The following is a 23,777-nucleotide window of genomic DNA, read 5'->3' as shown; positions in this document are numbered from 1 at the left end:
TATTGATGAAACCGCTACGCATATACTGTCTTTTGTTTCTAGCATAGAAGGAGGACATTTATGAAGAAAAATACAGCAATCGTGATTGGAAGTAGTATTGCGGGGATTTTTGCCACCAACGTCTTAGCGCCTGTTTATGAGGAAGTGATTGTTATTGATCGTGACAGACTTCCAAAAGAGGCGAAGAATCGACCTGGAACCCCGCAGTCATTTCATATTCATCGTTTACTTCCGAAAGGAATTGAAGTGATGAACCGTTACTTTCCAGGCTTTATTCAAGAAATGATTGACCAAGGTGCATTTCATTCTTCAAGTTTTCCAGGCTACATTGATAATCCTTTCGGTTCAATGGAAATTCCTGCTGCGATGGAAGATGCAGGTGCGAGTCGTGCTTTACTAGAATCGACCTTGCGACGACGCGTCAAAAAGCATCGTAACGTGACGTGGATGGAACAAGTAAATGTTATTGGATTAACGACAACAAACGGTCATCAGACCATTACCGGAGTTCGAGGGGAAGATCGGCTAACGAGAAAAGAATTACACATTACCGGGGATCTTGTTATTGATGTATCAGGGATTTCAACAAAACTTCCTCAATGGCTAAGTGATTTGAATCTATCACCCCCGACTCCTGAGAAACTAATGACCAATATCGGTTATACAACACGATATTATTCTTATCCTCGTAAAGGTGATTCACCGACTTATTCCGATATTATTAGCCACGGAAATTCAGGGGAACAAGTCGGTTCTGGGCTTTTGTCTCATCAAGAAAACGGCCGTGCAGGGATTATTCTTTATTTTGCAGGAGGTGCGCGTTATCCATCTACGGACGAAGAGGCATTCGAAAATGAAATTAACGAGCTTCAAAGCTCAAAGATTGCTGAAATTTCCGAATCCTTCGTGCCGGAGTCAGCACCACGGGGCTATCGTATTAAAGAATGTGTGAGGCAACACTATGAGTGTGCAGACGTATGGCCTGAAGGATTACTTGCTCTTGGAGACGCCTTTTGCAATTTTGATCCATTGTTCGGGCAAGGGATTAGCGTTGCGGCAATGGAAGCTGAAGTGTTAGATGAATGCTTGAAAGTACAAACATCTCATTGGACGAAGCATGTTTTTGAGCAAATGCAGCAACGTGTTATTGCTCCTGCGTGGTGGACGAGTGGGTTGTCTGATTTGCAATGGTCTGGCGTGCACTATGTAGGTGATGGAGAATTGAACGATCCAACATTTGCCCACAATTACTTGAGGCATTACCTTTCCTATGCATTTGAAGAGAAAGAAAATGGGAACACGAAGCCGATTGAAGGATACTTAGCGATGATTGGTCTGTTAGAACCGTTGACTTCCGTGTTTAACGCTACAACAGCACTAAAATTAGCTGAGCGTTCTGATGAATTTGCGGGTTATAAAACAAAAGACGAGACGTGGGAGCACGTCATTTCTACAGCGTTGCCTACCTAGTTTTTTTCAGGTCTTGAGAAGTTGTATGGAAGTAACTGTCGATAAACCGATTAAATGTTATGGAAAAGCTAGACTAAGAAGTGATCAACGACGGCCCCGATGTTGATCACTTCGCGCTGTTATACAATTTTAACTTACTCAACAAGTCGCTGGAAATGTCACCCTTCAATATCTCGTTTCCTATAACCGATAAACCCAATGATGAAAAGTAAAAGGGATAGTCCACTAATGACAAGAAGTGGTAACACGCTTATTTCTTCAATTGGAATTTTCGGTACATGGCCAAATGGAGTTAAGTACCCCATCCAATCGGGCAGATCTAGCAAATTCCCTAAGTAAAGAACGATAAATGCATACAGCAAATACAACCAAAGGACGATCTTGAGCTTTGGCGTTAAACCAATAACAACAGTCGATAATCCGACCATCAATAGCATAGCAGGGTAGTACACCATTGTTGCTTGATACAATGTTGAAAGTGACAATGGGTCATCCATAACGATCGATATCGCACTCCACATGCCGATCGCACTCAATGAGAGCAAGATCAAGCCGTTTAATGTAGCGATTGTCACATAGCTTAAAAGAATTTGTGGGCGTGACACAGCTCGGGACAGGAGATGTTCAACACGGTTTTTCTTCTCTTCAATATAAAGGCGATGAACATTCATCATTGGTGGTACAGTAGCCAAAATGGAGATAACCATCAAAATCATTGGTAAAAACTGTTCTGCGATTGATTGGGCATGGTCTCCAACAAGCATTTGTTGCAACATGTCATTTCCTTCAAAGAATGCCTCCAAATCACCAAACACAGATCCATAAGACAATGCAAGGATGAAGAGCCCTAAAGCCCAGAAAAAGATGCTCGTGCGCTGAAGACGTATCGCTAAACCAAATGGGCTTAATAAATAGTTGGATGCCTCTGTTTTTCCTGGTGTTGCTCGTAAAAGCCCTGAACCAAGATCTCGCCTTGCGGATAACAAACCACCTAATACCATAAAGCAAACACCTGTAATGATGAGTGCGAGTACCGGCCACCAATGATTGCCGGTAAAGACCTCAGATTGCATTACCCAACCAAGGGGCGATAACGATGATAACAATTCATAATTCACATCTCCAATCGCACGGAGAATATAAAAAGCAAAAAGCATAGCTATTGAGCTTCCAATGGCTCCCCCAGAATTTTCAAAGAATTGCATACATACAGTAGCGACACCTGCAAACGCAATCCCAGTTCCACCAAGTACCATGCCATATAAAAGAGATCCTTCAAGTCCCATGCTTTCAATGTTCAGAGTGTACAATCCAAATCCAACGAGTAAAGCGATGAGTACATTAACGAGTGATACATTAATAAATGCAGCTGTAATAGTTGCCAACCTACCGACAGGCAAAGCCCGTAACATTTCGGTTCTCCCTGCTTCTTCATCTGTTCGGATATGACGGTTCATTAACAAGATACTCATTAGTCCGACAACAACTGCTGTTAATAAGAGCATTTGATGCGCTGTCATTGCACCAATTGTATAATTATCCATATCACCTTGCCCAACAAGTGCGGTCATTGCTGGATTACTCATCGTTTCAGCAATGGCTTCTCGCTCTTGTTCCGTAGTAAACATCTCATCAAATGTTGGCGGTACGATTAATGAGAAAAAAACAAGTCCAATAACCCAGATCGGAATGAGAAAACGATCTCTTTTAAACATAAAAGCACTTAAAGTTTTTGTGTTTTTAAACATTGGAATTATCCATCCGTGTTTGATTTTCATAATGTCGCATAAATAAATCTTCCAATGCTGGTGGTTTACTTTCCAATTTTTTTACGCCAAGTGGAGCAAGGAAGCGAATAATTTCGTCAAGGTTTTCATTATCTGCTTGGAATGTCCATTGTCCATCAGTATTAGCAAGGTCATGAATACCTGGCACATTTTTAAGCATTGTAAGAGATTGATCTGCTTGAACAGTCATCTGAATTCTTGTAAGGTGTCGCATCTCTTTAAGTGTTCCAGTCTCAATTATTTCACCTTCGCGTATAATTCCGATACGATCACACAACTTTTCTACTTCTGATAAAATGTGGCTTGAGAGCAATACACTTTTTCCTTGATCTTTTATTTCTTGAACGCATTGTTGAAATACTTGCTCCATGAGTGGGTCGAGCCCTGATGTTGGTTCATCTAAAATATACAATTCTGCATTCGACGAGAACGCTGCCACGAGAGCTACCTTTTGTCGGTTTCCTTTTGAATAAGTTCGACACTTTTTCTTCGGGTCCAAAGAAAAACGTTCAATCATTTCTTCTTTTTTTGAGCGATCTATGCTTCCGCGTAATTTCCCGAACAAATCAATGACCTCTCCACCAGTTAAGTTTGGCCATAAGTGAACGTCACCAGGGACGTATGCAAGCCTTCTATGTATGTCGACCGCATCCGTCCAAACATCCTTTCCGAAAATGTGGGCTTGACCGGACGATGCTCTAATTATTCCTAACAAAGTGCGAATCGTTACTGACTTTCCAGCACCATTCGGACCGATAAAGCCAAATACTTCACCTTTATTTACAGTTAAATCGATACTTTTTAAAGCGACAAACGAACCGAAACTCTTTTGTAACTGCTCCACGTGCACAACACTCATTGAGCATCCTCCTTATAAAAGACAGTTTTTAGTGTAATCAAATAGTGATCAAACTCTTCCCAGTAGGTCTCCCATGATTCATGTACCATCGATTTTCCTTTTAAACGTTTAATAACGTCTGCTTGATAACCGTCAAATGTCCAGTGAACTAGCTTTAATGCATGATTAATGTCGATGTCTTCTCTAAATAAGGAAAGGTCAATTTCAGCAAATAGACTTTCCATCCTTTGATTGATAAGGAGTTTGATCTGCTTTTGATAATCTGATGGGATGATGTCTGAGTCGTTAACAAATACCGAGCTTATAAAAGTTGCTAATTCAGGGTGCCTCTGCATAAATCTCCATTTATCACTAGCGAACACTTTTAAGCGTTCAATAAAGTCAGGCTCTGTTCGAGAAAAATTAAGATAATCATCTTGAATCTTTTTTAGCGCAAAATCGATTAAGTACACATATAGATCGTACTTACTATTGAAATAATGAAACAACATCCCTTTGCCGATGCCTGCTCGTTTCACAATTTGATTTGTAGAAGCTTTCTCATATCCATTTTCACCGAATTCGAACATTGCTTCATTCCGAATGCGATCTTGTTTTTCCTGTGCGATTGACAGAAATGATTCATTCATTTTTAATCTTCCTTTCATGCGTAGACCACCCTGGTCGATTGAATTGTATCATGATCGACCAGGATGGTCTACTGATTTTTTTGAAGGTTTCTTTTTGGAGTAATTAATGTTTATAAGAAGTTATTCGTAGATGGAAAAGCATCACTAAGGTTACTTTTTCAGCAGATAAATAGATTTTTGGGAATATTCCACTAGTCGATATATGGGCTTAAATTATATAATCAGAATCATACAAAAAAGTGGTCATTGTGGCTTCGACAAGCGAGCCACAATGACCACAATTAGAAATAAGAGTGATATTAATGAGTAATGTGTGGGAGTAAACGTTCCACAAAGCGTGTGAGTAGTGTGCCTTCTTCTTCAGTAAAGCGTGATTTTTCTGGAGAATCAATGTCGAGGACTCCGATTACCTCATCATTTACGATGATTGGCACGACAACTTCCGATTGTGAAGCAGCGTCACAGGCAATATGACCAGGGAATTGATGGACATCTTGGATGACTTGCGTTTCTTTCGTTTCTGCAGCTGTTCCGCAAACCCCTTTACCGACAGCAATGCGTACGCAAGCAGGCAAGCCTTGGAAAGGACCTAATACAAGTTCGCTGTCTTTCATTAAATAGAACCCGACCCAATTCGTGCGATCTAGGAATTGATTTAATAATGCTGATGCGTTTGACATATTGGCGATATTGTCCGTCTCATCTTCAAGTAAAGCATCCAATTGCTTATAAAGCATTTCGTATTTTTTTTGCAAACTTCCATCATAAGTGACAGGTTCAAACATAAAAAGTACCCCTCTCCATTTCTTTCTTGTCTAATGAAATTATAACATGTAGAACGAGCGGACATATAGTCGTAAAGCTTTTGCAGGAAGTATGCCTTTCAAAAAGAATGATTAACGATACGGTCATCTATTGAGAGGAGTGTTTGAATTGACGAATGCTGCAAGCACGAAAACAAAAGAAGCGGTGATGACAGCCGCAGTGGACCTCTTTATGACACGAGGATACAACGGAACGTCTGTACGAGCGGTTGCAGACGAGGCGAAGGTCAATGTCGCATTAATCTCCTATTACTTCGGCGGAAAAAAAGGTTTGTTAGAAACAATCTTAAATGACTATTTAATTGGCTATCTAGAAGCCATTGAAGACGGAATCCGACGTGAGACATCAAGCTTTGATCGATTGCTCGCCATGATCGAATCGGCAATGGAATACCAACGAACCCACCACCGCAAAGCAAGGCTCGTTTTACGCGAGATGACACTCGATTCAATGCTCGTTCGCGAAGTGATGGCAAGTTATTTCATGAAAGAAAAACATTATTTTTCACTGGTCTATGAACAAGGTAGAAAGCAAGGTGTTTTTACACAAATGCGTAAAGAATGGGCCATACTACATTTGCGTGGCATGATTACGATGCCATTTCTTCATGCACAATACATTCGTGAAGTTTTTCATTTAGAACCCAATGATGACACCTTTGTTATGCACTACATGAAACACGTGAAGCAGTTCATTGAACTTCAATTGTGCACAGATCATCAAACGAAGAATTTACCTCTACCGATGATGATTTAATACAGCGATGGTGAGCTTAGTGGAAAAGTACGTAACGTGTCGTAACCTTGGGCAATGCCAGTTGGATGGTGGGCATCAGAGCCATAAACGAGTGGAATCCTCTGTTTCGTTGCTTCATTCAGAATAAACGTCGGAGGATAAGGCTCTAAGCATTTTGGTTTGATTGTGCCTGCCCCATTGGTATCAATTGCGTAATTGTATGCTTTGATTTGGTGTAACACTTGTAAAAGCCAAGCTTCGTCATTTGGAAGGGCGAAATCTCGCTGGAACTTTCTGACAAGACTCGGATGGCCAATTCGGGTCGGTTTATAACGACCTAGATTTGCATGAATAGAGTGCGTGACAGTTTCATAATAACGACGAACGCCCCGTTCGACCGACCCTGCTTGTTCATAGAAAAGTTGAAAAGCTTGTTCACTAAAATCAATACAGTGGTAGTGGTCTTTCGTTTTTACAAAATGGACCGATAGAATTGCGTCATCAAGCTTAGGCCCGTATTCATCCAACAATTCCTTCGTTTCTTCTTCATACCCTTCAATAAAATCGACTTCTAATCCGATATTAATCGTGAAATGATGTTCATATTCTTTCTTGATCTGTTGCAAGTCCTCTAAGTAATGAGGAAGTTGTGCAAGTGACATCCCACTATCTTGTTCTGGCGTCGGGTCGACAAATGCGTGCGGCAAAGGAGCGTGTTCACAGAAAGTAGCCCCTTGAAACCCTTGACGTCTCAACGCGTCAACATAGTCTATGAAAGAAGCTGAACTGCCATGGGGACAGTAAGGTGTATGAACATGTCCATCATACATATGAAAAATTCCTCCTATTCGGCTTTTGTTTTCCTATTTATGAGGCTTACATGTTAATATAGTAAATAGACACAAAGATTACCATAAAAGATTTCTACGATTCTCACTAACGATAATGATAAATATGGTTTTTATAATTACATAAAACGGAATAAAGTACGATTTAACATCACACAACGATCAGTTGTATGAACATATTGGGGTGAGCGAAATGTTTACGATTATAGTCATCGCCATCGGACTCCTTTTAGTTGCTGGAATTGCCTATGGCGCTTGGTTTAGACGGAAAATCTATCAACGTGTTGATGCGCTTGATAAGCGGAAGAATGCAGTTATGAATGAGCCTATTGCAGATGAGATTAGTCGTGTGAAAGGACTAACGATTTCTGGAGAAACCGAGCAGAACTTTGAGCGCTGGCGAAGCGCTTGGGATACGATCGTTGAAGATCGTTTTCAAGAAATAGAGCTTCAGCTTTTTGACATTGAAGAAGCGGCTAACAAATATCAATTCAAAAAAGCCAATGAAGCGATTGACCGCGCATCAGAGAATCTCGACCATGTTGAAAGCGAGATCGCTTTAATTCGAAGTGAAGTCGATGAGCTCGTAAGTAGTGAGCAACAAAATCGCAATGAAATTGATGATGTATCTGATCGCCTTAAAGATACGAGAGCGTTACTATCAAGACAAAGCCGCGCCTTAGGTGATGCAGGCGCTACGATTCAAGAGCACGTTGAGCAGTGCAAAGAAGAGCTTGAAGCGTATTTCGAAGATACGAAGGCAGGGAACTATATGAGTGCCCGCAAACGTCTTATTGCGATAACAGAACAGATTGAACAAGTGAATACGTGGTTAGAAACCATTCCTGGTCAATTAGTCGAGATTAATGTCAACATTCCTAGTGAATTGAATCAGATCGTTGCTGGAATGGATGAGATGGAAGAGAACGGTTTTGATTTAAGCCATTTCACACTCAAAGAAGACGTAACAGAATTACGTGAACTTCTACCGAACATCAAAGATGAAACGGAGAAGTTGCACGTTGATTATGCCGAAGAGAAGATTAAAGTTATTAAACAACAGATTGAAGAAATGTACGATACACTAGAGCAAGAAGTAGATGCTAGAAGCGTAGTTGAAAAGCAAGTACAAGAGCTTCGTAAGCGATTCATTCAAGTGAATGAGGGCATCGTGCAGTTAGAGCAAGAACAAAGTAGAGTGAAAGAAAGCTATCATTTGCCCGAACGGGAACACAATGTGTACGAGCAAGTTCTTAAAGAACTACAAGATACTGAAAAAGAGCAACGAGTATTTCAAGATCTTCACGAACATCGTAAACAGTCGTTCATTGACTTAAAAGCAACACTTTCTCGTCATGAAGAGAGAATTGTAACGATTGAAAACGATTTGAAAGAATCAATGGTTCGATTGGAAGAGTTACGAAGCGATGAATTGAAAGCTTATGAAGAGCTTGCCCTTCTTCGGAAGAAAATTATGGAAGTGCAAATGAAGATACAAAAAAGCCACTTACCAGCCGTACCTGAGGCGCTCGTATCAGAACTTGATCAAGCGAAGAGAGAATTAGAGAAGGCAACTGCTTTGCTTGAGATGACTCCACTTGAAATGAAGGCTGTAAAGGACGCTTTAGAGCTTGGCCAACATCAAGTAGGAAAAGCGGTTATGACGGTGCAAACAACCATTCAATCGGCTGCGTGGGCAGAGCGCTTGTTGCAATTTGGAAACCGGTACCGCAATCAATACCCAGAGCTTCTAGACGAACTGCATTCCGGTGAATGGGAGTTTAGAAATGGGTTCTATGAAGAGGCTATTGAACGATTAACAGACGTTTTAAATCGCCACGTTCCAGTTGCACTAAGCCAATTAGAATCAGCATGGGATGAAGAAACAGACAAAGAAGAAACGAAACAATATCAAAACGTATAAACGTAGCGCGGGGCCATTCGTCCCGCGCTTATCTTTGACTAAAAAGTGTGCTATAATGTTCTGCTGGATAGAAAGCGACATTTGTGAGGTGGCTTCACAATGATATATTTAGATAATAGCTCAACGACGAAACCGTACGCTGAGGTTATGAATACATTTACGAAAGCAAGCATCGACTATTTTGGTAACCCTTCTTCATTGCACAATCAGGGGTCAAAGAGCGAGCAACTAATTAGAGAAGCAAGGCGATCGATCGCAAAGCAGTTATCAATTTCCCCTCAAGAGATCGTGTTTACTTCTGGAGGATCAGAAGGGAACAACCTCGCGATTAAAGGGGCAGCTTTTACAAGGCAAGATCGTGGAAAGCACTTGATTACAACTGCAATTGAACATCCTTCGGTATTGGAAACGTTTCAATACTTAGAAACGCTAGGCTTTACAGTTACGTACTTGCCGGTTAATTGTGAAGGTCTTGTATCCGTTCAATCTGTTATGGATGCAATCAGAGAAGAAACGATACTCGTATCCATCATGCATGTGAATCATGAAACTGGAGCTGTTCAACCAATTGAAGCGATTGGACAAAAGCTAAAAGACATTGAAAAGATACGTTTTCATGTTGATCATGTGCAAGGTTTCTTAAAAGTCCCTCTTAATTTTCACACAGCCGGAATCGATTTATGTACGATATCTGGTCATAAGATTCACAGTGTGAAAGGAAGCGGCTTTTTATTTGTGAGAGATACTGTTACGCTCGTTCCTCTTATTCACGGTGGCGGTCAAGAATTTGGTGTACGTTCTGGAACCGAAAACGTTCCTGCGATTGCGGCATTAACGAAGGCGATTCGCTTGTCTTTAATGAAACGTGACGAACAGCTTCAACATGTACAAGTACTAAAAACATTCTTAATGGAGCAATTGCGACAACGTATGGGTATGCATTTGAACACGCCAAACGAGCGGAGTGCACCTCATATTGTAAACGTATCAATTGATGGAATAAAACCAGAAGTACTCATTCAAGCATTAAGCAAACAAATCATCTATGTTTCTTCAAAGTCGGCATGCTCATCAAAGCAAAAGAGTGCAAGTGCTGTACTATATGAGCAGTTTAAAGATCTAACAAGGGCCTCTACGGCACTACGCATGAGCCTCTCGTATGAAACGACGAAAAGTGAAATCGTGACCTTTCTAGAAGCTCTTGATGAAATTGTAGCTGAAGTTCGAACGATAAAGGAAGTGAAGTTGTGAAAGTCGATCATATACTCGTTCGTTACGGTGAAATTGCCCTTAAGGGCAAAAATCGTAATGAGTTTGAACAAATTTTAAAAGGGAACATAAATCAAGCATTACGGGAAATTGGTTCTGCACGTGCAAAGCGAATTTTCGGCCGTTTGATCGTTGAAGTGGGCGATGAAGACGATGCTGACCAGATCATGGCGCGTCTTCAAAATATATTCGGGATCGTCTCGTTATCAAAAGCAGTAAAAACGACGAGAGAACTTGAAGATATTCAAACAGCAGCGCTTTATATGATGAACGAAGACTTGACCGCAAAAACATTTAAAGTGACGGCAAGGCGTTCCTATAAACAAACGCCATTAAACTCACAAGAAATGAACTACGAAATCGGTTCGTATGTCTTAAGAAACACAGAACATCTAACGGTCGATGTTCACAACCCGGATGTTGAATTGCACGTTGAGGTGCGCGAGCACGGTACGTACTTGAGTGCAGGTCGTGTGATGGGACGAGGAGGCCTTCCTGTCGGAAGTTCAGGTAAAACGATGCTTCTATTGTCTGGTGGTATTGATAGTCCAGTTGCAGGGTACCTAGCAATGAAGCGCGGTGCGGTTGTAGAAGCCGTTCACTTTCATAGTCCTCCGTATACGAATGAGCGAGCGAAACAAAAAGTGATAGATCTTGCAAAACAGATGGCTGCTTACGGTGGTGCCGTTCGGTTGCACCTTATTCCCTTTACAAAGGTGCAACAAGATATCCATCAAAAAATTCCATCTTATTATGCGATGACAATTACGAGACGGATGATGATGAGAATCTCAGAACAAGTCGCTCATGAACAGCGAGCACTCGCGCTCGTAAATGGCGAGAGCCTCGGTCAAGTCGCATCACAAACACTAGAAAGCATCCACGCCATTGAAGAAGCAAGCTCGCTTCCGGTGTTGCGTCCACTCGTTACAATGGACAAAACCGAAGTGATGGACATCGCGATGGAAATCGGCACGTATGAAACGTCGATTTTGCCGTATGAAGATTGTTGTACAATTTTCTTACCTCAAGAATCGAAAACAAAGCCGAAGCTTGAAAAAGCAAAAATGTTTGAGACGAACCTTGATATTGAAGATTTAGTAAGTCAATCGCTTGCAGGAAAAGAAACGATGCTCATTAAACATCAAGACAGCACGGATGAGTTTGATGATTTGTTATAAAGGGTGAGTAGCTTGGCGACCTTTTTGGTTGCCAAGCACCTTACATTGAGGAGGAAATGATGGGTACGTTGTATTTTAATGGTAAATTCTATTCATTAACGTCAGAACATTCTAGATTTGATGCGTTGTTCTCAGAAGACGGAACGATTGTAGAACTCGGATCGAAAGAAGACCTTCAAGCGAAATATCATGACAGAGTGACCGAGTACTTTGACTACAAAGGAAAAACGATTATTCCGGGTCTCGTAGACAGTCATGCACATATGTTAGGGTATGGTTTTCAACAACTACGCCTTGATCTTTCTCAAGTGAAAAGTCGTGAGGGAGTGTTTTCGAAGTTAGAAGAGAAGGCACAAACGTTACAATCAGGCGACTGGTTAATTGCCGAAGGCTGGAATGAGAATGAGTGGGAGGTCGCTACGGTTATTCACCGACGAGAACTCGATGAACGGTTTCCAGATCGGCCAGTTATGCTCACTCGCATTTGTCGTCATGCGATGATCGTTAATTCAAAAGCGTTAGAGCTTGCTGGGCTAACCAACGAATCTCCGGATCCAAGTGGTGGGGTTATTGGTCGTGATGAAGATGGGCTTAATGGTTTGCTTCTTGAAGAGGCGCAAGATATAATACATGCTGTGCGTCCAAGGTATACGAACGACACGATGAAACGTGCGTTAACAGCAGCGTATGAGCAAATGGTTACAATGGGCCTAACTGGGGTACATACTGAAGACTTAGCTTATTACAATTCTCCTGCATCAGTCATTGACACATATCGTGAGGTCATTGAAGGAGACACCCGCAAATTCCGCGTTCACCACCTCGTGCATCATGATGCGGTGGATGAGTGGCTTGAATTAAAACGGGGAACGAAACTTGCAAATGAATACCAAACATTTGGGAGCATGAAGATTTTTGCGGACGGCTCTCTTGGTGGACATTCGGCATGGCTATCAGTACCTTACGTTGGAGAAGAAAGTAATGTAGGAGTGCCCATTCATCAGGATGATGAATTAGAAGCGTTAATTGTAAAAGCGCGAAACTTATCGATGACGATCGCCGTACATGTAATTGGAGATCAAGCTCTTGACCAAACGATTCGTATACTTAAAAAGCATCCACCGAACTATTCGGAAAAAGATCGACTGATTCATTTACAAATCGTACGAGCCGACCTTATGGAAGAATTAAAAGCGATGCCAGTTGTGCTTGATCTTCAACCACAATTTACAGTTTCTGATTTTCCGTGGGTCCGTACGATTGTCGATGAAGCGTTGCTTGAGCACGCGTATGCATGGAAAACGCTATTAGCGAATAAAATTGCTTGTGCAGGGGGTTCTGATGCACCAATTGAAGTTCCAGACCCTAGAATTGGCATTCACGCTGCTGTGACTAGGAGAGCAAGAGGAGAATCGAGTGCCCGTTTTAAGCCTGGACAGTGCTTATCCATTTACGAATCGTTTCGCCTTTATACGTCCGGTAGTGCGTCTGCAATTGGGAAAGAAGAGCAGTTTGGACAATTAGCGCCTGGGTATGCAAGTGATTTTACCGTGTTTCATGAAGATCCTTTTCAATTTACGGAGGATCAGTACGATGAGCTTTTAGATCTTAAGATCGCTTATACGATCGTTAACGACAAAGTCGTGTTTGCAAAAGAGGTTTAACTTAGAGGAGGAAATACTGTGACAGTAAAACGTTGGATTGCTCTTGCTGTTGCAGCAATTGTACTGTTTGTTTCAGCAGGGTTTCAGTTTTTTAGTGCAATTGCTTCAACGAATTTTTCTGACATGTTCGATCTTGACGGAGGTGATTTTCGTCAAGAGATTTTGGAAACAGGAACAGACGGTCAAATTGCCGTTATTGATTTAGATGGAATGATTATGGATACAGGTTCTCAAGGAGGCCTTTTTGCAGGTGGCGGTTATGACCACCGTGTATTTATGCAAATGTTAGAAGTTGCTGCCGAAGACGCTAGTGTCGATGGCATTGTTATTAATGTGAACACCCCTGGTGGAGGTGTCGTTGAAAGTGCAGCAATCCATGACCGGATTGTACGTGCACAAGAAGAGTTTGATACAGAAGTATATGTATCAATGGGTAGTATGGCTGCATCTGGCGGTTATTACATCGCTGCACCTGCAGACTACATCTCGGCACATTCGGGCACGATTACCGGCTCAATCGGTGTTATTATGGACAGCATCAACTTTGCCGAGCTTGCTGAAGAGTGGGGAATTAGCCACAACGTCATTAAATCTGGCGAGTACAAAGACATTATGAGTCCGACTCGTGAAATGACGTCAGAAGAAGAGCAATTATTACAAGACATGGTCGATGACATGTTCGAAGAATTTACTGAGGTTGTCGTCAATGGTCGCGATCTATCAGAAAGTGAAGTACAAGAGCTCGCTCAAGGTCAACTGTTTACAGGGAACCAAGCATTAGAAAATGGCTTGATTGATGGCATCGGTGATCTTGAGCATACGATTGATCATATGCAAGAGAACTTAGGCATTAATGCGACAGTCGTACACTATACGAACGATTTTGGTGTTGGATCAATTTGGGGCCTTGCGGCTGAAACGCTTGCGAGTGAGCGAGTGACAATGAATCAACTCGAGCAGCTGATTACACATTCGAATGCACCACGCTTAATGTATCTCTATCAAGACTAAAGGAGTGGAATGATGGATTACACATACGATGAAGAAAATCGATACGATCGACAGCCTCATCAAACCGATCATGAACCTCCTAAGCAAGAGGCAATGCAAAAAACGGTTGAAGAGAGCATTTATGCAGGTTTTTGGATTCGTCTTTGGGCGTATTTATTAGACTTGCTTATTGTTGGTGCAGTAAATGGGATACTCATTACACCAATCTTTATGTTTATGGATTCAAACCCTACGTTGTTAAGCGTCTTTACGATCCAAGGATTATTAACGGCGATAATGGCTTATGTATACTTTGCGATTATGACGAGATACCTCGGTCAAACGCTTGGAAAGATGGTGTTTGGGTTAAGGGTCGTTCGAGCAGACGGAGCAAAGCTAAGTTGGTCAGATGTGTTTTTCCGTGAAGTACCAGGGCGAATGATTCACCGAGTACTTGGAATTACGAACTTGATGTACATCGTCGTAGGTGTGCATCCTGAAAAGGCTGGCGTTCATGACTTACTTGCTGATACGAGAGTGATTCGTGATACGAAAATCCCTGCTGACAAAGAAGATGAAGACGACGACGAATAGTTTTAAAGCCGGTGCAATGATGTTGCATCGGTTTTTTTCGTTTATACGCTTAGCATTTTGTCGATACTATCATCATTAGTGTCTAAGGAATGAGGGAAATGATGGTTTGGCTTATCATATGTGCCGTAACGCTCATTTTGTTAGGGATCGGGGTAGTGACGTACTTCCTTCGTGTATCATGCCATATTCACGTACTCCAAGCCAATTTACATACAAATGGCGAACTGCAAGTGAAACTGTTACGAGGCTTACTAAAAAAAACGTGGGACGTACCCGCAATCCGCTTTGATGAAAAGAACCTCTCTTTTGTATATGTGGAAGATGAGACAAAGCTGTTTTCAAAACGTAAACAAAAAAAAGTCAAGGAAGAGACACCGAGAGATATTGAGAGTAGGTTGAAGGATTCTAAAGAACTTATTGAGGGTATTTCCCACCTAGGGACGATTCTACGTAAGTTTTTAGCGACGGTTCGCGTTGAACAATGGAAATGGGCAACGACATTTGGAACAGGGGACGCAGCCGTAACAGGCATTGCTGCTGGAGTTGCTTGGACGTTGAAAGCCTTTATGCTTCAACTCGTTTCGTCGTATACACAGTTACGAGAGAGACCACATTTTCAAGTAACGCCCTTTTATCAGGCGCCTGTGTTTTATATGGATGTTCGTTGCATAGTTACTTTCCAAATCGGACACGCTATACGAGCATTACTTAAAATGTGGATGCATAGCAAAAAGCTACAAAAAACATCCTCTCGGAATGAACGTACGGAACATGTAACGAAAGGGGCATAACGTGCCGTGGCAGAACATCCTATTCAAGGTTTAATGAAAACAGCAATGGAAAACATTAAAGAAATGGTCGATGTGAATACGATTATTGGTGATCCCGTTGAGTCACCAGATGGCAATGTCATCATCCCTGTTTCCAAAGTAGGTTTTGGGTTTGCAGCAGGTGGTACAGAGATGAACGTTGGACATGCGATGGATGAAGAAGAACGTCATCCATTTGGAGGAGGTAGTGGTGGCGGTGTGTCCATTACGCCGGTTGCCTTTTTAATTGTTGGAACGCATGGGGTTAAGATGATTCATTTAAATAATGGAACACACTTTTATGAGAAATTACTTGAACTTACTCCTCAAGTTGTAGAGAAAATCAAGGATCTCATTCAAGGGAATGAGCACGTTGAAGACCAAAGTTTATCGCCAATTGATGTAACGAAAAAAGAAACTCCGCCTTTTTAAATTTGCAGACATTGCCAATTCCGATTAGACTAGATGTAAAGGATCTACTCTAGGAGGATTATACATGGCAAAAGTAACGTTTAAAGGCAACCCAATGACGCTAGTAGGAAATGAAGTTAAAGTAGGCGAACAAGCACCGAATTTTACGGTACTTGATTCAGGTCTACAAGAGAAAACACTTGCAGATTACGAAGGTAAAACGATCGTAATTAGTGTTATTCCAAGCATCGACACAGGCGTTTGTGAACAACAGACGAAACGTTTTAATGAAGAAGCAGCTAAATTAGATAACGTTCAAGTCCTCACAATTAGCGCAGATCTTCCATTTGCACAAAAGCGCTGGTGTGCAGCGGAAGGCGTCGACAATCTTGAGATGCTTTCAGACCACCGTGACTTCTCGTTTGCACAAAGCTTCGGTGTAGGCATGAAAGAACTCCGCTTACTCGCTCGCGCTGTCTTCGTCATTGATGATAAAGGAACAATCCAACATGCTGAGTATGTGGAAGAGGCAACCAATCACCCTGACTATGACAATGCATTGGCACAAGTGAATAGTCTCATCAAGTAATAAACCAAATAAACTGGCTCATCATCTAATGATGAGCCAGTTTATTTGATATGTAGTATAGCGATGTTGCCGATGCTATTGATCAATGACTTCAAAGGTTGTTGCAGTAATTTGAACAGGATAACTTTCCATCATTACACCATCATACCCTACTCTTACCGAATCGCCTTTTTTAACTTGAGAGAATTTAAAAACATGACTAGCTGGAATTCGCACGATTACAGTGTCTGATAAATGAGGATCTTCTTCAATATCAATCGTGAAGGAAAAGCCCATTCTATTGATGTCTGATGTTACACCCTTGATGTACAAAAGCGTCTCATCGTGATCTGTTGGATCAGCATTAGAATTAGTATAAGTCACGAATGCGAGCAATAATAGCAACGTAACGATAAAGAATCTTAACGTTTTCACGTTAGAACTACAGAAAACGTTATCTGCTTAAGATTGAAGGATGCTACGTTTTTCATTTCCTAATCTCCTTATCTTAGTTATGTTTAAGAGAATCCTTTTTTTTCGTCAACGAGTTTCTGAAAAGCGCTTGGATCAGTAAGGTAAAGACGTTCATCAAGTGCTTGGTCAATTTTTGCGTTAATCATGTCTGATTGAACCGTATGAATGGTTTCTTCCACTTCGACGTTTTGTGTGTACGTTTTCGTCGCAAGAGCATCAACGAGCATCTCATCTGTAAATTGATACATACTTGAAAGCGTGAGTCGGTACTTCCCATTACGATCGACTTCAGTCACGTTTCCAGGTTGCCCTTTAAAAGGTTCCATATGAGAAGTGAACGTATCATACGTATTGGAATCTTCATTGTAATAGTCATATCCAACGACGAGGTTCGACCGGACAGTTACTTGATCACCGACGCGAAACCGTGTAATGGTCGGTATGTCATAAGGAAGGACATAAGCGAAATTGTTCGTCGGTGGATCTTGCAAGATCATCACAGCAAGTTGCTTGTTCTCAACCGTAAGCAGACGGCCTTTATGGACGACCGTTCGGTTTCGAAGCGTATACCCATAGACAGGGTCATAGAAAAGCGTTCGACTAGACCCGCGTATAAGCTCTTTCCCACCTTGACCTAAATAGACCCCACGAATGCTTCCATTGCGATAGAGTTTCGCGTCGGTTAGATAAATCGTATAATTCTGACTTTCTTCTATGAGAACTTCCCCGTACGTTGTTTCAATTCTGTACGTATCTGGTTGCATTCGTTGTAATACGATGACTGTACCTTTTTGAATACGAACCAACACGTCCATCTCCTCTGCAAATAAAGTCAAGATCACCGTTCGCGAAATAATGTAAGTTTATTTACTATGACACAAAAGTCCGTTTTTTTCTAGCGGAAAGAATCCATAACAAAAAAACCACTGAAGAACAGTTCAGTGGTCGTTAAGCATAAGCCGCTTGAATGGCCGTTGTATAACAGTCATAACAAACAGATTCATAGATTTGGGTTGCATCCGCATAATCTTCAACATTAATGGGTGAACCAGACGTTTGCAAAACACCATCTAGATAGAGAAGGTGGTGAGTCGCATCTTGAGAACAGTGAGCACATGGCATGGAAAGGTGGTGGATCGTAAATCCACATTCCATCGCGCGCTTAATCGGAGAGAACATTTCACCTGTATATGAAATCATGAGCCCGTACGCTTGAATCGCTACGTCAAAGCGAATGGAAGCTTTCGCTAATGCTTCAACTTGTTCATCTGTGAAAAATTGTAATTCATCCACAAGAATCACTTCAGGCCGTTCAGTCTCAATAATCGATTGTACATAAGATCCATCATCGTACTTTGGGATAATGTGTGCGGGGCGTTTCGTATGTAGTGCTCGTGAAGAAACGAAAGCGCCGTCTCGAAGGTCTGTTTCTGGTTTTAACGTTAAAACCTTCTTCCCTTGTTCATCTAATTGATACCCGTGCATCAATAAATGAGCAGATTTCGCAGATTTCATTGTGCCGAGCATTAAATGGCGGACTTTATTAGATTTCAACATGGAAGCACCTCGTTACGTCATTTTACATGTGGACAGTCAGACCTTTATCTTGTCACAGAATGTCATTTCATGCAATGCGTAATCATTGTATGAAAATGGATTATTTTGTGTGCTCCTCTTCTGAAGGTAGAGATGTAGGGAACGAACGTGATAAACTGGAACAAGATTGTATTCGAGGTGAAAAGATGGAACGTCAAATAGATACAGATCAGTTGTTTCATGTATTGGATGAAATGGCTCAAACGCTAAGTAATGAAGGGCATGGCAGTTACTTGGAGACACTTGCCCTTGCTGGAGATAATTTATTCCAAGGAAGCATTATGCAACAACCGCTCTCCGATGTTGCCTTTAAGAAAATGGAAGAGCAATTTAAAAAGATTGATCAAATGACAATGGAACGAGAAACCGTTCGAAAGGCATTTCAACTTGCGATCATCAAAGGGATGAAGCAAGCCGTACAACCCCATCATGCGATGACACCTGATGGCATTGCTATTTTTATGTCGTATTTGTTAAAGCGTTTATTAAAAGATCAATTAGGCGTGAGTGTTTACGACCCTGCTGTAGGAACAGGAAACATGCTTACTGCTATGATGAATCATACAGAAGGCATTGAACGTGCAATTGGAGCGGACGTGGATGAGTCATTAATTCGCCTTGCGTTCGTTATGTCGAATTTACAGCAATATGAACTAGAACTGTACAATATGGACAGTGTGAAAGAAGAAGGTATACCAACGGTTGATGTGATTGTATCAGACCTTCCGAATGGGATTTATACGAACGATGAGGTCGTGGAGTCGTTCAATACGAAACCTAGTGAAGGAAGAATGCCAGCAGAATATGCAATCATTGAAAGCAGCTTACGTGCGTTAAAGCCAGGTGGAGTCATGCTTTTCTTAATTCCGAATGATATGTTTACAAGAGAACATTCGGAAGCATTCCGTACATTCATGAGAAAAGAGACGATTACGCTTGGAATGTTGCAACTTCCTGATACGATGTTTAAAGCTGAAAGGCATGGTAAGAGTATTTGGATGCTACAGAAGCAAGGTCCAGACGTATCGGCACCACAACAAGCTTTATTCGCAGAACTTCCATCGTTTACGCGTGCAGAAGCGATGACAGACATGATGGCTAAAATTAACGAATGGTTTGATCACATTTATAACTGAAGGTGATGGCATGGATGAAGCAAAGCTTCACGAAAGACTTCGTGAGTTGTATGAATGGGAAGATGTATATTTCCCTGAAGAAATTCGACATCGTAAGTTAACGAACAGTCAAGATGTGTTACCAAAGCGTTATGAAAAAAAGCTCGTAGAACTTGTTGATCGCTTTATGTTTTATACACAAACACTCATCTTGAACTCGAGTGCACAAGTTGAAGCGGAGCAGCGTATCTTATCCACTGCAAAAGTGTTTAATCATCGCATCGAACACATTTCTGAGTTGAATCAACTTTCGTTTGAGCAGAACAAGTTCATCCTTGAACAACAAACGGCCAAACAACGCTTATTGTCGTTTGGACAAGGTGGCTTGACGGGTCTTGGTGGACCGTTTTTATTAGCAGCAGACTTACCGTTAATGCTTGCTACTAACTTACGCACGGTTCAATTGGCAGCAATGTCGTTTGGCAATGACCTTAGACATCCAAGAGAAATGATGATTGCCTTAAAAGCCTTCCACGTTGCTACGCTTCCGAGAAAAGCGCAATATGAAGGTTGGACTGAGCTACAAGCCGAAAAAGAGATTTGGATGGGGCGCTTTCCTGTTTTTTATGGTGGCAATGAGGAAGTTACATCTGCAGAGTGGTTCCAACAACCATTGCGCCAAATTGCGAAGTTAATGATGATTTCTGTCATAAGAAAGAAGATGGTTCAAGGCATTCCCATTGCAGGAATTGCGCTTGGGGCGTACAGTAATTATCAATTGGCAAGGCAAGTGTCAACGATTGCCGGACATTATTATGAGCGACGTTATTTAGAAGAAGTTTTACAATAGAAGAAAATAGCTAGCATATGTCGCTTCAGGCTGTTAATAAATGAAGTACTCATAAATGGATGAAGCGGCTTATGTGGTTACGCTTACCGCGGGTGTTGTCAGCTGATGATCTTTAGCTAACTATACTCCCGCAGGCGCCTTTGCCACAACAGCCGCTTTTGTTTTGCATATTTTAGCTACGATAACAACGTTGAATGAGCTATATTCATAAGTACAATTTTTTTCACTTTGTTATTGACCGAAGAGTTTAGGGTTGTCACAAGTGGTAATGAAAACACGTTGAGCCGTGTTGTCCTAGTGCGAAGCGTGAAAGCAACCGCCAGTAATGGAAATTATTCATTGTATAAATCAAGTACTTGAATCGCGATCGTCACGTTATTACATTTTTATAAAAATGTATGTATAACTATTGATGTTCATTAAAGATGGTGTTACAGTATATTTAGACATTGAGAGAGGGCGATCCTCTTATATTTTTTACTAATTAATGCATAATAATAATATCGATAGCATGTTTATTCGTACCGAAATTTTATACACGGAGGTGAATGAAAGGGAAAAGATCCCTTTCAATCAATATGAACAAACAAAAAGTCGTTTTAGCCTATTCAGGTGGTTTAGATACGTCAGTTGCAGTTAGATGGTTAATGGATCAAGGATATGAAGTCATTGCAGTTGGCTTAGATGTTGGTGAAGGTAAAGATTTAGAAACAGTAAAACAAAAAGCGATTAACGTCGGCGCAAGCCAGTCGTATACAATTGACGCAAAGAAAGAATTTGCAGAAGAGTTCGTATTGCCTGCACTTCAAGCGCGTACAATGTATGAAGATAAATATCCACTCGTATCAGCGTTATCAAGACCACTCATCGCAAAGAAGCTCGTTGAGATTGCTGAACAAACGGGTGCAGGATCAGTCGCGCACGGGTGTACCGGAAAAGGAAATGACCAAGTTCGTTTTGAAGTGTCAATTCAAGCGCTAAATCCAGATCTCGAAGTATTAGCACCTGTTCGTGAGTGGGGTTGGTCCCGTGACGAAGAAATTGAATATGCAAAAGAGCATAACATTCCGATCCCGGTTGATTTGGATAACCCGTATTCGATTGATCAGAACCTGTGGGGGAGAAGTAATGAGTGTGGAATTCTTGAAGATCCGTGGGCAACACCACCAGAAGGTGCGTATGATCTGACGAAGCCACTTGAAGAAACACCAGACACGCCCGATACGATTGAAATTGAATTCGAACAAGGTAAGCCAGTCGCAGTTGACGGCGTTCATTATGAATTAGATGAATTGATCATGCATCTAAACAAAATCGCGGGTGCACATGGCATCGGAAGAATTGATCACGTTGAGAATCGTCTCGTTGGGATTAAATCACGTGAAGTGTATGAGACACCAGGCGCAACAACGTTAATTAAAGCGCATAAGGAACTAGAAGACTTAACACTTCCAAGAGAACTTGCGCACTTTAAACCGATCGTCTCTAAGCAATTAACGGAACTCATTTACCAAGGTCTTTGGTTCTCTGCGCTTCGTCCAGCGCTTGAAGCGTTTTTGAAGGAATCACAAAAGTCCGTAACAGGAACAGTTCGTGTGAAGCTGTTTAAAGGTCATGCGATTGTAGAAGGACGTAAATCACCATTCTCACTTTATGATGAGAAGCTTGCTACGTATACGAAAGAAGATGAGTTTGATCACAACGCAGCAGTCGGGTTTACGCAACTTTGGGGACTTCCAACGAAGGTGCACAGCCAAGTAATGAAGAACGGTGTGAAACTATGACCAAGCTTTGGGGCGGCAGATTTACAAAAGAAGCAGAAGAGTGGGTGGATGCATTTGGTGCATCCATCGGCTTCGATCAACAGCTCGTCTTTGAAGATCTCGAAGGTAGCATGGCTCATGCGGCAATGCTTGCGAATTGTGGCATCATATCAGCCGATGATGAATTACTCATTCAAAAAGGCTTAAAATCCCTTTTAGAAAAAGCGAAGCGTAATGAACTCGTTTTTGACGTGAAGTACGAAGACATTCATATGAATCTAGAGAAGCTTCTAAAAGACGAGATTGGAGACGTAGCTGGAAAGTTGCATACGGCGCGTAGTCGTAACGACCAAGTCGCAACGGACATCCATCTATTCATGAGAAAAGAAACGCATGAGTTGATGACACTCTTGAACAATTTAAAGCTCGTTTTATTAGAGCAAGCCGAAGAGCATGTTGAAACGCTCTTACCTGGTTACACTCATTTGCAACGTGCTCAACCAATTTCTTTTGCCCATCATATGCTCGCTTATGTATCGATGTTTGATCGTGACTATGACAAGCTACAAGACAGTTTGAAACGAGTAAACCTTTCGCCGCTTGGAGCTGGTGCTTTAGCAGGGACAACTTTCCCAATTAATCGCTACGAAACAGCTGAGTCGCTCGGGTTTGACGACATTTATATGAACAGTATGGATGCGGTCAGTGATCGGGACTTTCTCATTGAATTTCTAAGTGTTGCGTCAACAATTATGATGCACCTTTCTAGATTCTCTGAAGAGCTCATTTTATGGTCAAGTCATGAATTTAATTTTATTGAGTTGGATGATGCATTTGCAACGGGAAGTAGCATTATGCCACAAAAGAAAAATCCAGACATGGCTGAACTCGTTCGAGGAAAAACAGGGCGTGTATACGGCAGTTTGGTCGGGTTACTCACAACGTTAAAAGGCCTTCCCCTTGCGTATAACAAAGATATGCAAGAAGACAAAGAAGGAATCTTTGATGCTGTAACGACTGTCAAAGGATCATTAAAGATCTTTATCGGTATGATTGAATCAATGACTGTCAAAAAAGAGGAAACTGAAAAAGCGACAAAGTCCGACTTTTCGAATGCCACAGAGCTTGCGGATTATTTAGCAACAAAAGGCATGCCATTCCGTGAGGCGCATGAAGTGGTCGGGAAGCTCGTCTTACAGTGCATTCAAGAAAATAAAGTGTTAAGTGAGCTCTCACTCGAAACGTTTAAAGAGGCAAGTCACTACTTCGAAGAAGATATCTATACTGCGTTAGACCCTTATGAAGCAGTCGCTAGAAGAGTGAGCGCAGGCGGTACAGGCTTTGCGAAAGTGAAAGAGAGCATTGCACTCCAAAAAGCAAAGTTACAATAGATCGTAAAGATTAGAAAAATGACAT

23 protein-coding genes are annotated in these 23,777 nt (G+C 41.6%); 15 read left to right on the top strand and 8 right to left on the bottom strand.

Going from position 1 to position 23,777, the window contains the following annotated elements; all coding sequences use genetic code 11:
* Nucleotides 1-60 precede the first annotated feature (60 nt).
* Complete coding sequence (locus JOD17_RS04585; RefSeq protein ID WP_204695893.1) at nucleotides 61-1,470, top strand: FAD-dependent oxidoreductase; 1,410 nt, start codon at nucleotides 61-63, stop codon at nucleotides 1,468-1,470.
* A gap of 158 nt (nucleotides 1,471-1,628) precedes the next feature.
* Here the strand turns inward: JOD17_RS04585 and JOD17_RS04580 are convergent, their stop codons facing one another.
* The 4 genes from JOD17_RS04580 to JOD17_RS04565 all read right to left on the bottom strand — a co-directional run bounded on the left by JOD17_RS04580 (nucleotide 1,629) and on the right by JOD17_RS04565 (nucleotide 5,530).
* On the bottom strand, nucleotides 1,629-3,185 hold the full coding sequence (locus tag JOD17_RS04580; protein ID WP_239575218.1) for an ABC transporter permease: 1,557 nt from the start codon (nucleotides 3,183-3,185) through the stop codon (nucleotides 1,629-1,631).
* Between the two features lie 25 nt (nucleotides 3,186-3,210).
* A complete protein-coding gene (locus JOD17_RS04575; RefSeq protein WP_204695891.1) occupies nucleotides 3,211-4,116 on the bottom strand; it encodes an ABC transporter ATP-binding protein in 906 nt (301 codons plus the stop codon).
* Nucleotides 4,113-4,763, bottom strand: a complete 651-nt coding sequence (locus tag JOD17_RS04570; protein ID WP_204695890.1) for a TetR/AcrR family transcriptional regulator — start codon at nucleotides 4,761-4,763, stop codon at nucleotides 4,113-4,115. Before JOD17_RS04570 ends, JOD17_RS04575 begins: the two co-directional genes overlap by 4 nt.
* Nucleotides 4,764-5,044: 281 nt before the next feature.
* On the bottom strand, nucleotides 5,045-5,530 hold the full coding sequence (locus JOD17_RS04565) for a GAF domain-containing protein (RefSeq protein WP_204695889.1): 486 nt from the start codon (nucleotides 5,528-5,530) through the stop codon (nucleotides 5,045-5,047).
* Between the two features lie 148 nt (nucleotides 5,531-5,678).
* Between JOD17_RS04565 and refZ the strand changes: the two genes are divergently transcribed.
* Nucleotides 5,679-6,326, top strand: a complete 648-nt coding sequence (gene refZ, locus JOD17_RS04560; RefSeq protein ID WP_204695888.1) for a forespore capture DNA-binding protein RefZ — start codon at nucleotides 5,679-5,681, stop codon at nucleotides 6,324-6,326.
* Here refZ and hisJ read toward each other — a convergent pair.
* Nucleotides 6,323-7,135, bottom strand: coding sequence for a histidinol-phosphatase HisJ (hisJ, locus tag JOD17_RS04555; RefSeq protein WP_204695887.1), 813 nt, complete (start codon nucleotides 7,133-7,135; stop codon nucleotides 6,323-6,325). The genes refZ and hisJ overlap by 4 nt on opposite strands.
* Nucleotides 7,136-7,346: 211 nt before the next feature.
* On the opposite strand from hisJ, the gene JOD17_RS04550 reads away from it, so the two are divergent.
* The 9 genes from JOD17_RS04550 (at nucleotide 7,347) to tpx (ending at nucleotide 16,584) form a co-directional block, all read left to right on the top strand.
* Complete coding sequence (locus tag JOD17_RS04550) at nucleotides 7,347-9,077, top strand: septation ring formation regulator EzrA (RefSeq protein WP_204695886.1); 1,731 nt, start codon at nucleotides 7,347-7,349, stop codon at nucleotides 9,075-9,077.
* A 99-nt stretch (nucleotides 9,078-9,176) separates the two neighbouring features.
* Nucleotides 9,177-10,328, top strand: coding sequence for a cysteine desulfurase family protein (locus tag JOD17_RS04545; RefSeq protein WP_204695885.1), 1,152 nt, complete (start codon nucleotides 9,177-9,179; stop codon nucleotides 10,326-10,328).
* Nucleotides 10,325-11,527, top strand: a complete 1,203-nt coding sequence (gene thiI / locus JOD17_RS04540) for a tRNA uracil 4-sulfurtransferase ThiI (protein WP_204695884.1) — start codon at nucleotides 10,325-10,327, stop codon at nucleotides 11,525-11,527. Before JOD17_RS04545 ends, thiI begins: the two co-directional genes overlap by 4 nt.
* A 59-nt stretch (nucleotides 11,528-11,586) precedes the next feature.
* Entirely contained in the window at nucleotides 11,587-13,191 is a 1,605-nt protein-coding gene (locus JOD17_RS04535) for an amidohydrolase (protein ID WP_204695883.1), read from the top strand.
* A gap of 18 nt (nucleotides 13,192-13,209) precedes the next feature.
* Nucleotides 13,210-14,202, top strand: a complete 993-nt coding sequence (gene sppA, locus JOD17_RS04530) for a signal peptide peptidase SppA (RefSeq protein ID WP_204695882.1) — start codon at nucleotides 13,210-13,212, stop codon at nucleotides 14,200-14,202.
* A gap of 12 nt (nucleotides 14,203-14,214) precedes the next feature.
* On the top strand, nucleotides 14,215-14,775 hold the full coding sequence (locus tag JOD17_RS04525; protein ID WP_239575216.1) for an RDD family protein: 561 nt from the start codon (nucleotides 14,215-14,217) through the stop codon (nucleotides 14,773-14,775).
* Between the two features lie 98 nt (nucleotides 14,776-14,873).
* On the top strand, nucleotides 14,874-15,566 hold the full coding sequence (locus JOD17_RS04520; RefSeq protein ID WP_204695881.1) for a DUF2953 domain-containing protein: 693 nt from the start codon (nucleotides 14,874-14,876) through the stop codon (nucleotides 15,564-15,566).
* 6 nt (nucleotides 15,567-15,572) lie between these two features.
* Nucleotides 15,573-16,016, top strand: a complete 444-nt coding sequence (gene ytfJ, locus JOD17_RS04515) for a GerW family sporulation protein (protein ID WP_042359674.1) — start codon at nucleotides 15,573-15,575, stop codon at nucleotides 16,014-16,016.
* Between the two features lie 64 nt (nucleotides 16,017-16,080).
* Entirely contained in the window at nucleotides 16,081-16,584 is a 504-nt protein-coding gene (gene tpx, locus JOD17_RS04510; RefSeq protein WP_204695880.1) for a thiol peroxidase, read from the top strand.
* A gap of 75 nt (nucleotides 16,585-16,659) precedes the next feature.
* Here the strand turns inward: tpx and JOD17_RS21685 are convergent, their stop codons facing one another.
* The 3 genes from JOD17_RS21685 to JOD17_RS04495 all read right to left on the bottom strand — a co-directional run bounded on the left by JOD17_RS21685 (nucleotide 16,660) and on the right by JOD17_RS04495 (nucleotide 18,594).
* Nucleotides 16,660-16,998 carry a DUF3221 domain-containing protein gene (locus JOD17_RS21685; protein ID WP_204695879.1) on the bottom strand — a complete coding sequence of 113 codons (339 nt, stop codon included), beginning with the start codon at nucleotides 16,996-16,998 and terminating at the stop codon, nucleotides 16,660-16,662.
* Between the two features lie 83 nt (nucleotides 16,999-17,081).
* Nucleotides 17,082-17,843, bottom strand: a complete 762-nt coding sequence (locus JOD17_RS04500) for a hypothetical protein (protein ID WP_204695878.1) — start codon at nucleotides 17,841-17,843, stop codon at nucleotides 17,082-17,084.
* A gap of 142 nt (nucleotides 17,844-17,985) precedes the next feature.
* A complete protein-coding gene (locus JOD17_RS04495) occupies nucleotides 17,986-18,594 on the bottom strand; it encodes a hypothetical protein (RefSeq protein ID WP_204695877.1) in 609 nt (202 codons plus the stop codon).
* Between the two features lie 185 nt (nucleotides 18,595-18,779).
* Between JOD17_RS04495 and JOD17_RS04490 the strand changes: the two genes are divergently transcribed.
* The 4 genes from JOD17_RS04490 to argH all read left to right on the top strand — a co-directional run bounded on the left by JOD17_RS04490 (nucleotide 18,780) and on the right by argH (nucleotide 23,752).
* Complete coding sequence (locus JOD17_RS04490) at nucleotides 18,780-19,769, top strand: class I SAM-dependent methyltransferase (protein ID WP_204695876.1); 990 nt, start codon at nucleotides 18,780-18,782, stop codon at nucleotides 19,767-19,769.
* Nucleotides 19,770-19,779: 10 nt separating this feature from the next.
* Nucleotides 19,780-20,598: an EcsC family protein gene (locus JOD17_RS04485; RefSeq protein ID WP_204695875.1), complete on the top strand. Its 819-nt coding sequence runs from the start codon at nucleotides 19,780-19,782 to the stop codon at nucleotides 20,596-20,598.
* Between the two features lie 578 nt (nucleotides 20,599-21,176).
* Nucleotides 21,177-22,382: an argininosuccinate synthase gene (locus JOD17_RS04480; protein WP_042359668.1), complete on the top strand. Its 1,206-nt coding sequence runs from the start codon at nucleotides 21,177-21,179 to the stop codon at nucleotides 22,380-22,382.
* Nucleotides 22,379-23,752 carry an argininosuccinate lyase gene (gene argH / locus JOD17_RS04475; protein ID WP_204695874.1) on the top strand — a complete coding sequence of 458 codons (1,374 nt, stop codon included), beginning with the start codon at nucleotides 22,379-22,381 and terminating at the stop codon, nucleotides 23,750-23,752. The genes JOD17_RS04480 and argH overlap by 4 nt, the downstream gene beginning before the upstream one ends.
* The last annotated feature ends 25 nt before the right edge of the window (nucleotides 23,753-23,777 follow it).

This window comes from Geomicrobium sediminis, from assembly GCF_016908595.1.
Lineage (GTDB): Bacteria > Bacillota > Bacilli > Bacillales > Marinococcaceae > Geomicrobium_A > Geomicrobium_A sediminis.
The sequence above is the reverse complement of the archived record's forward strand: the minus strand, read 5'-3'. Positions and strand labels throughout refer to the sequence as shown.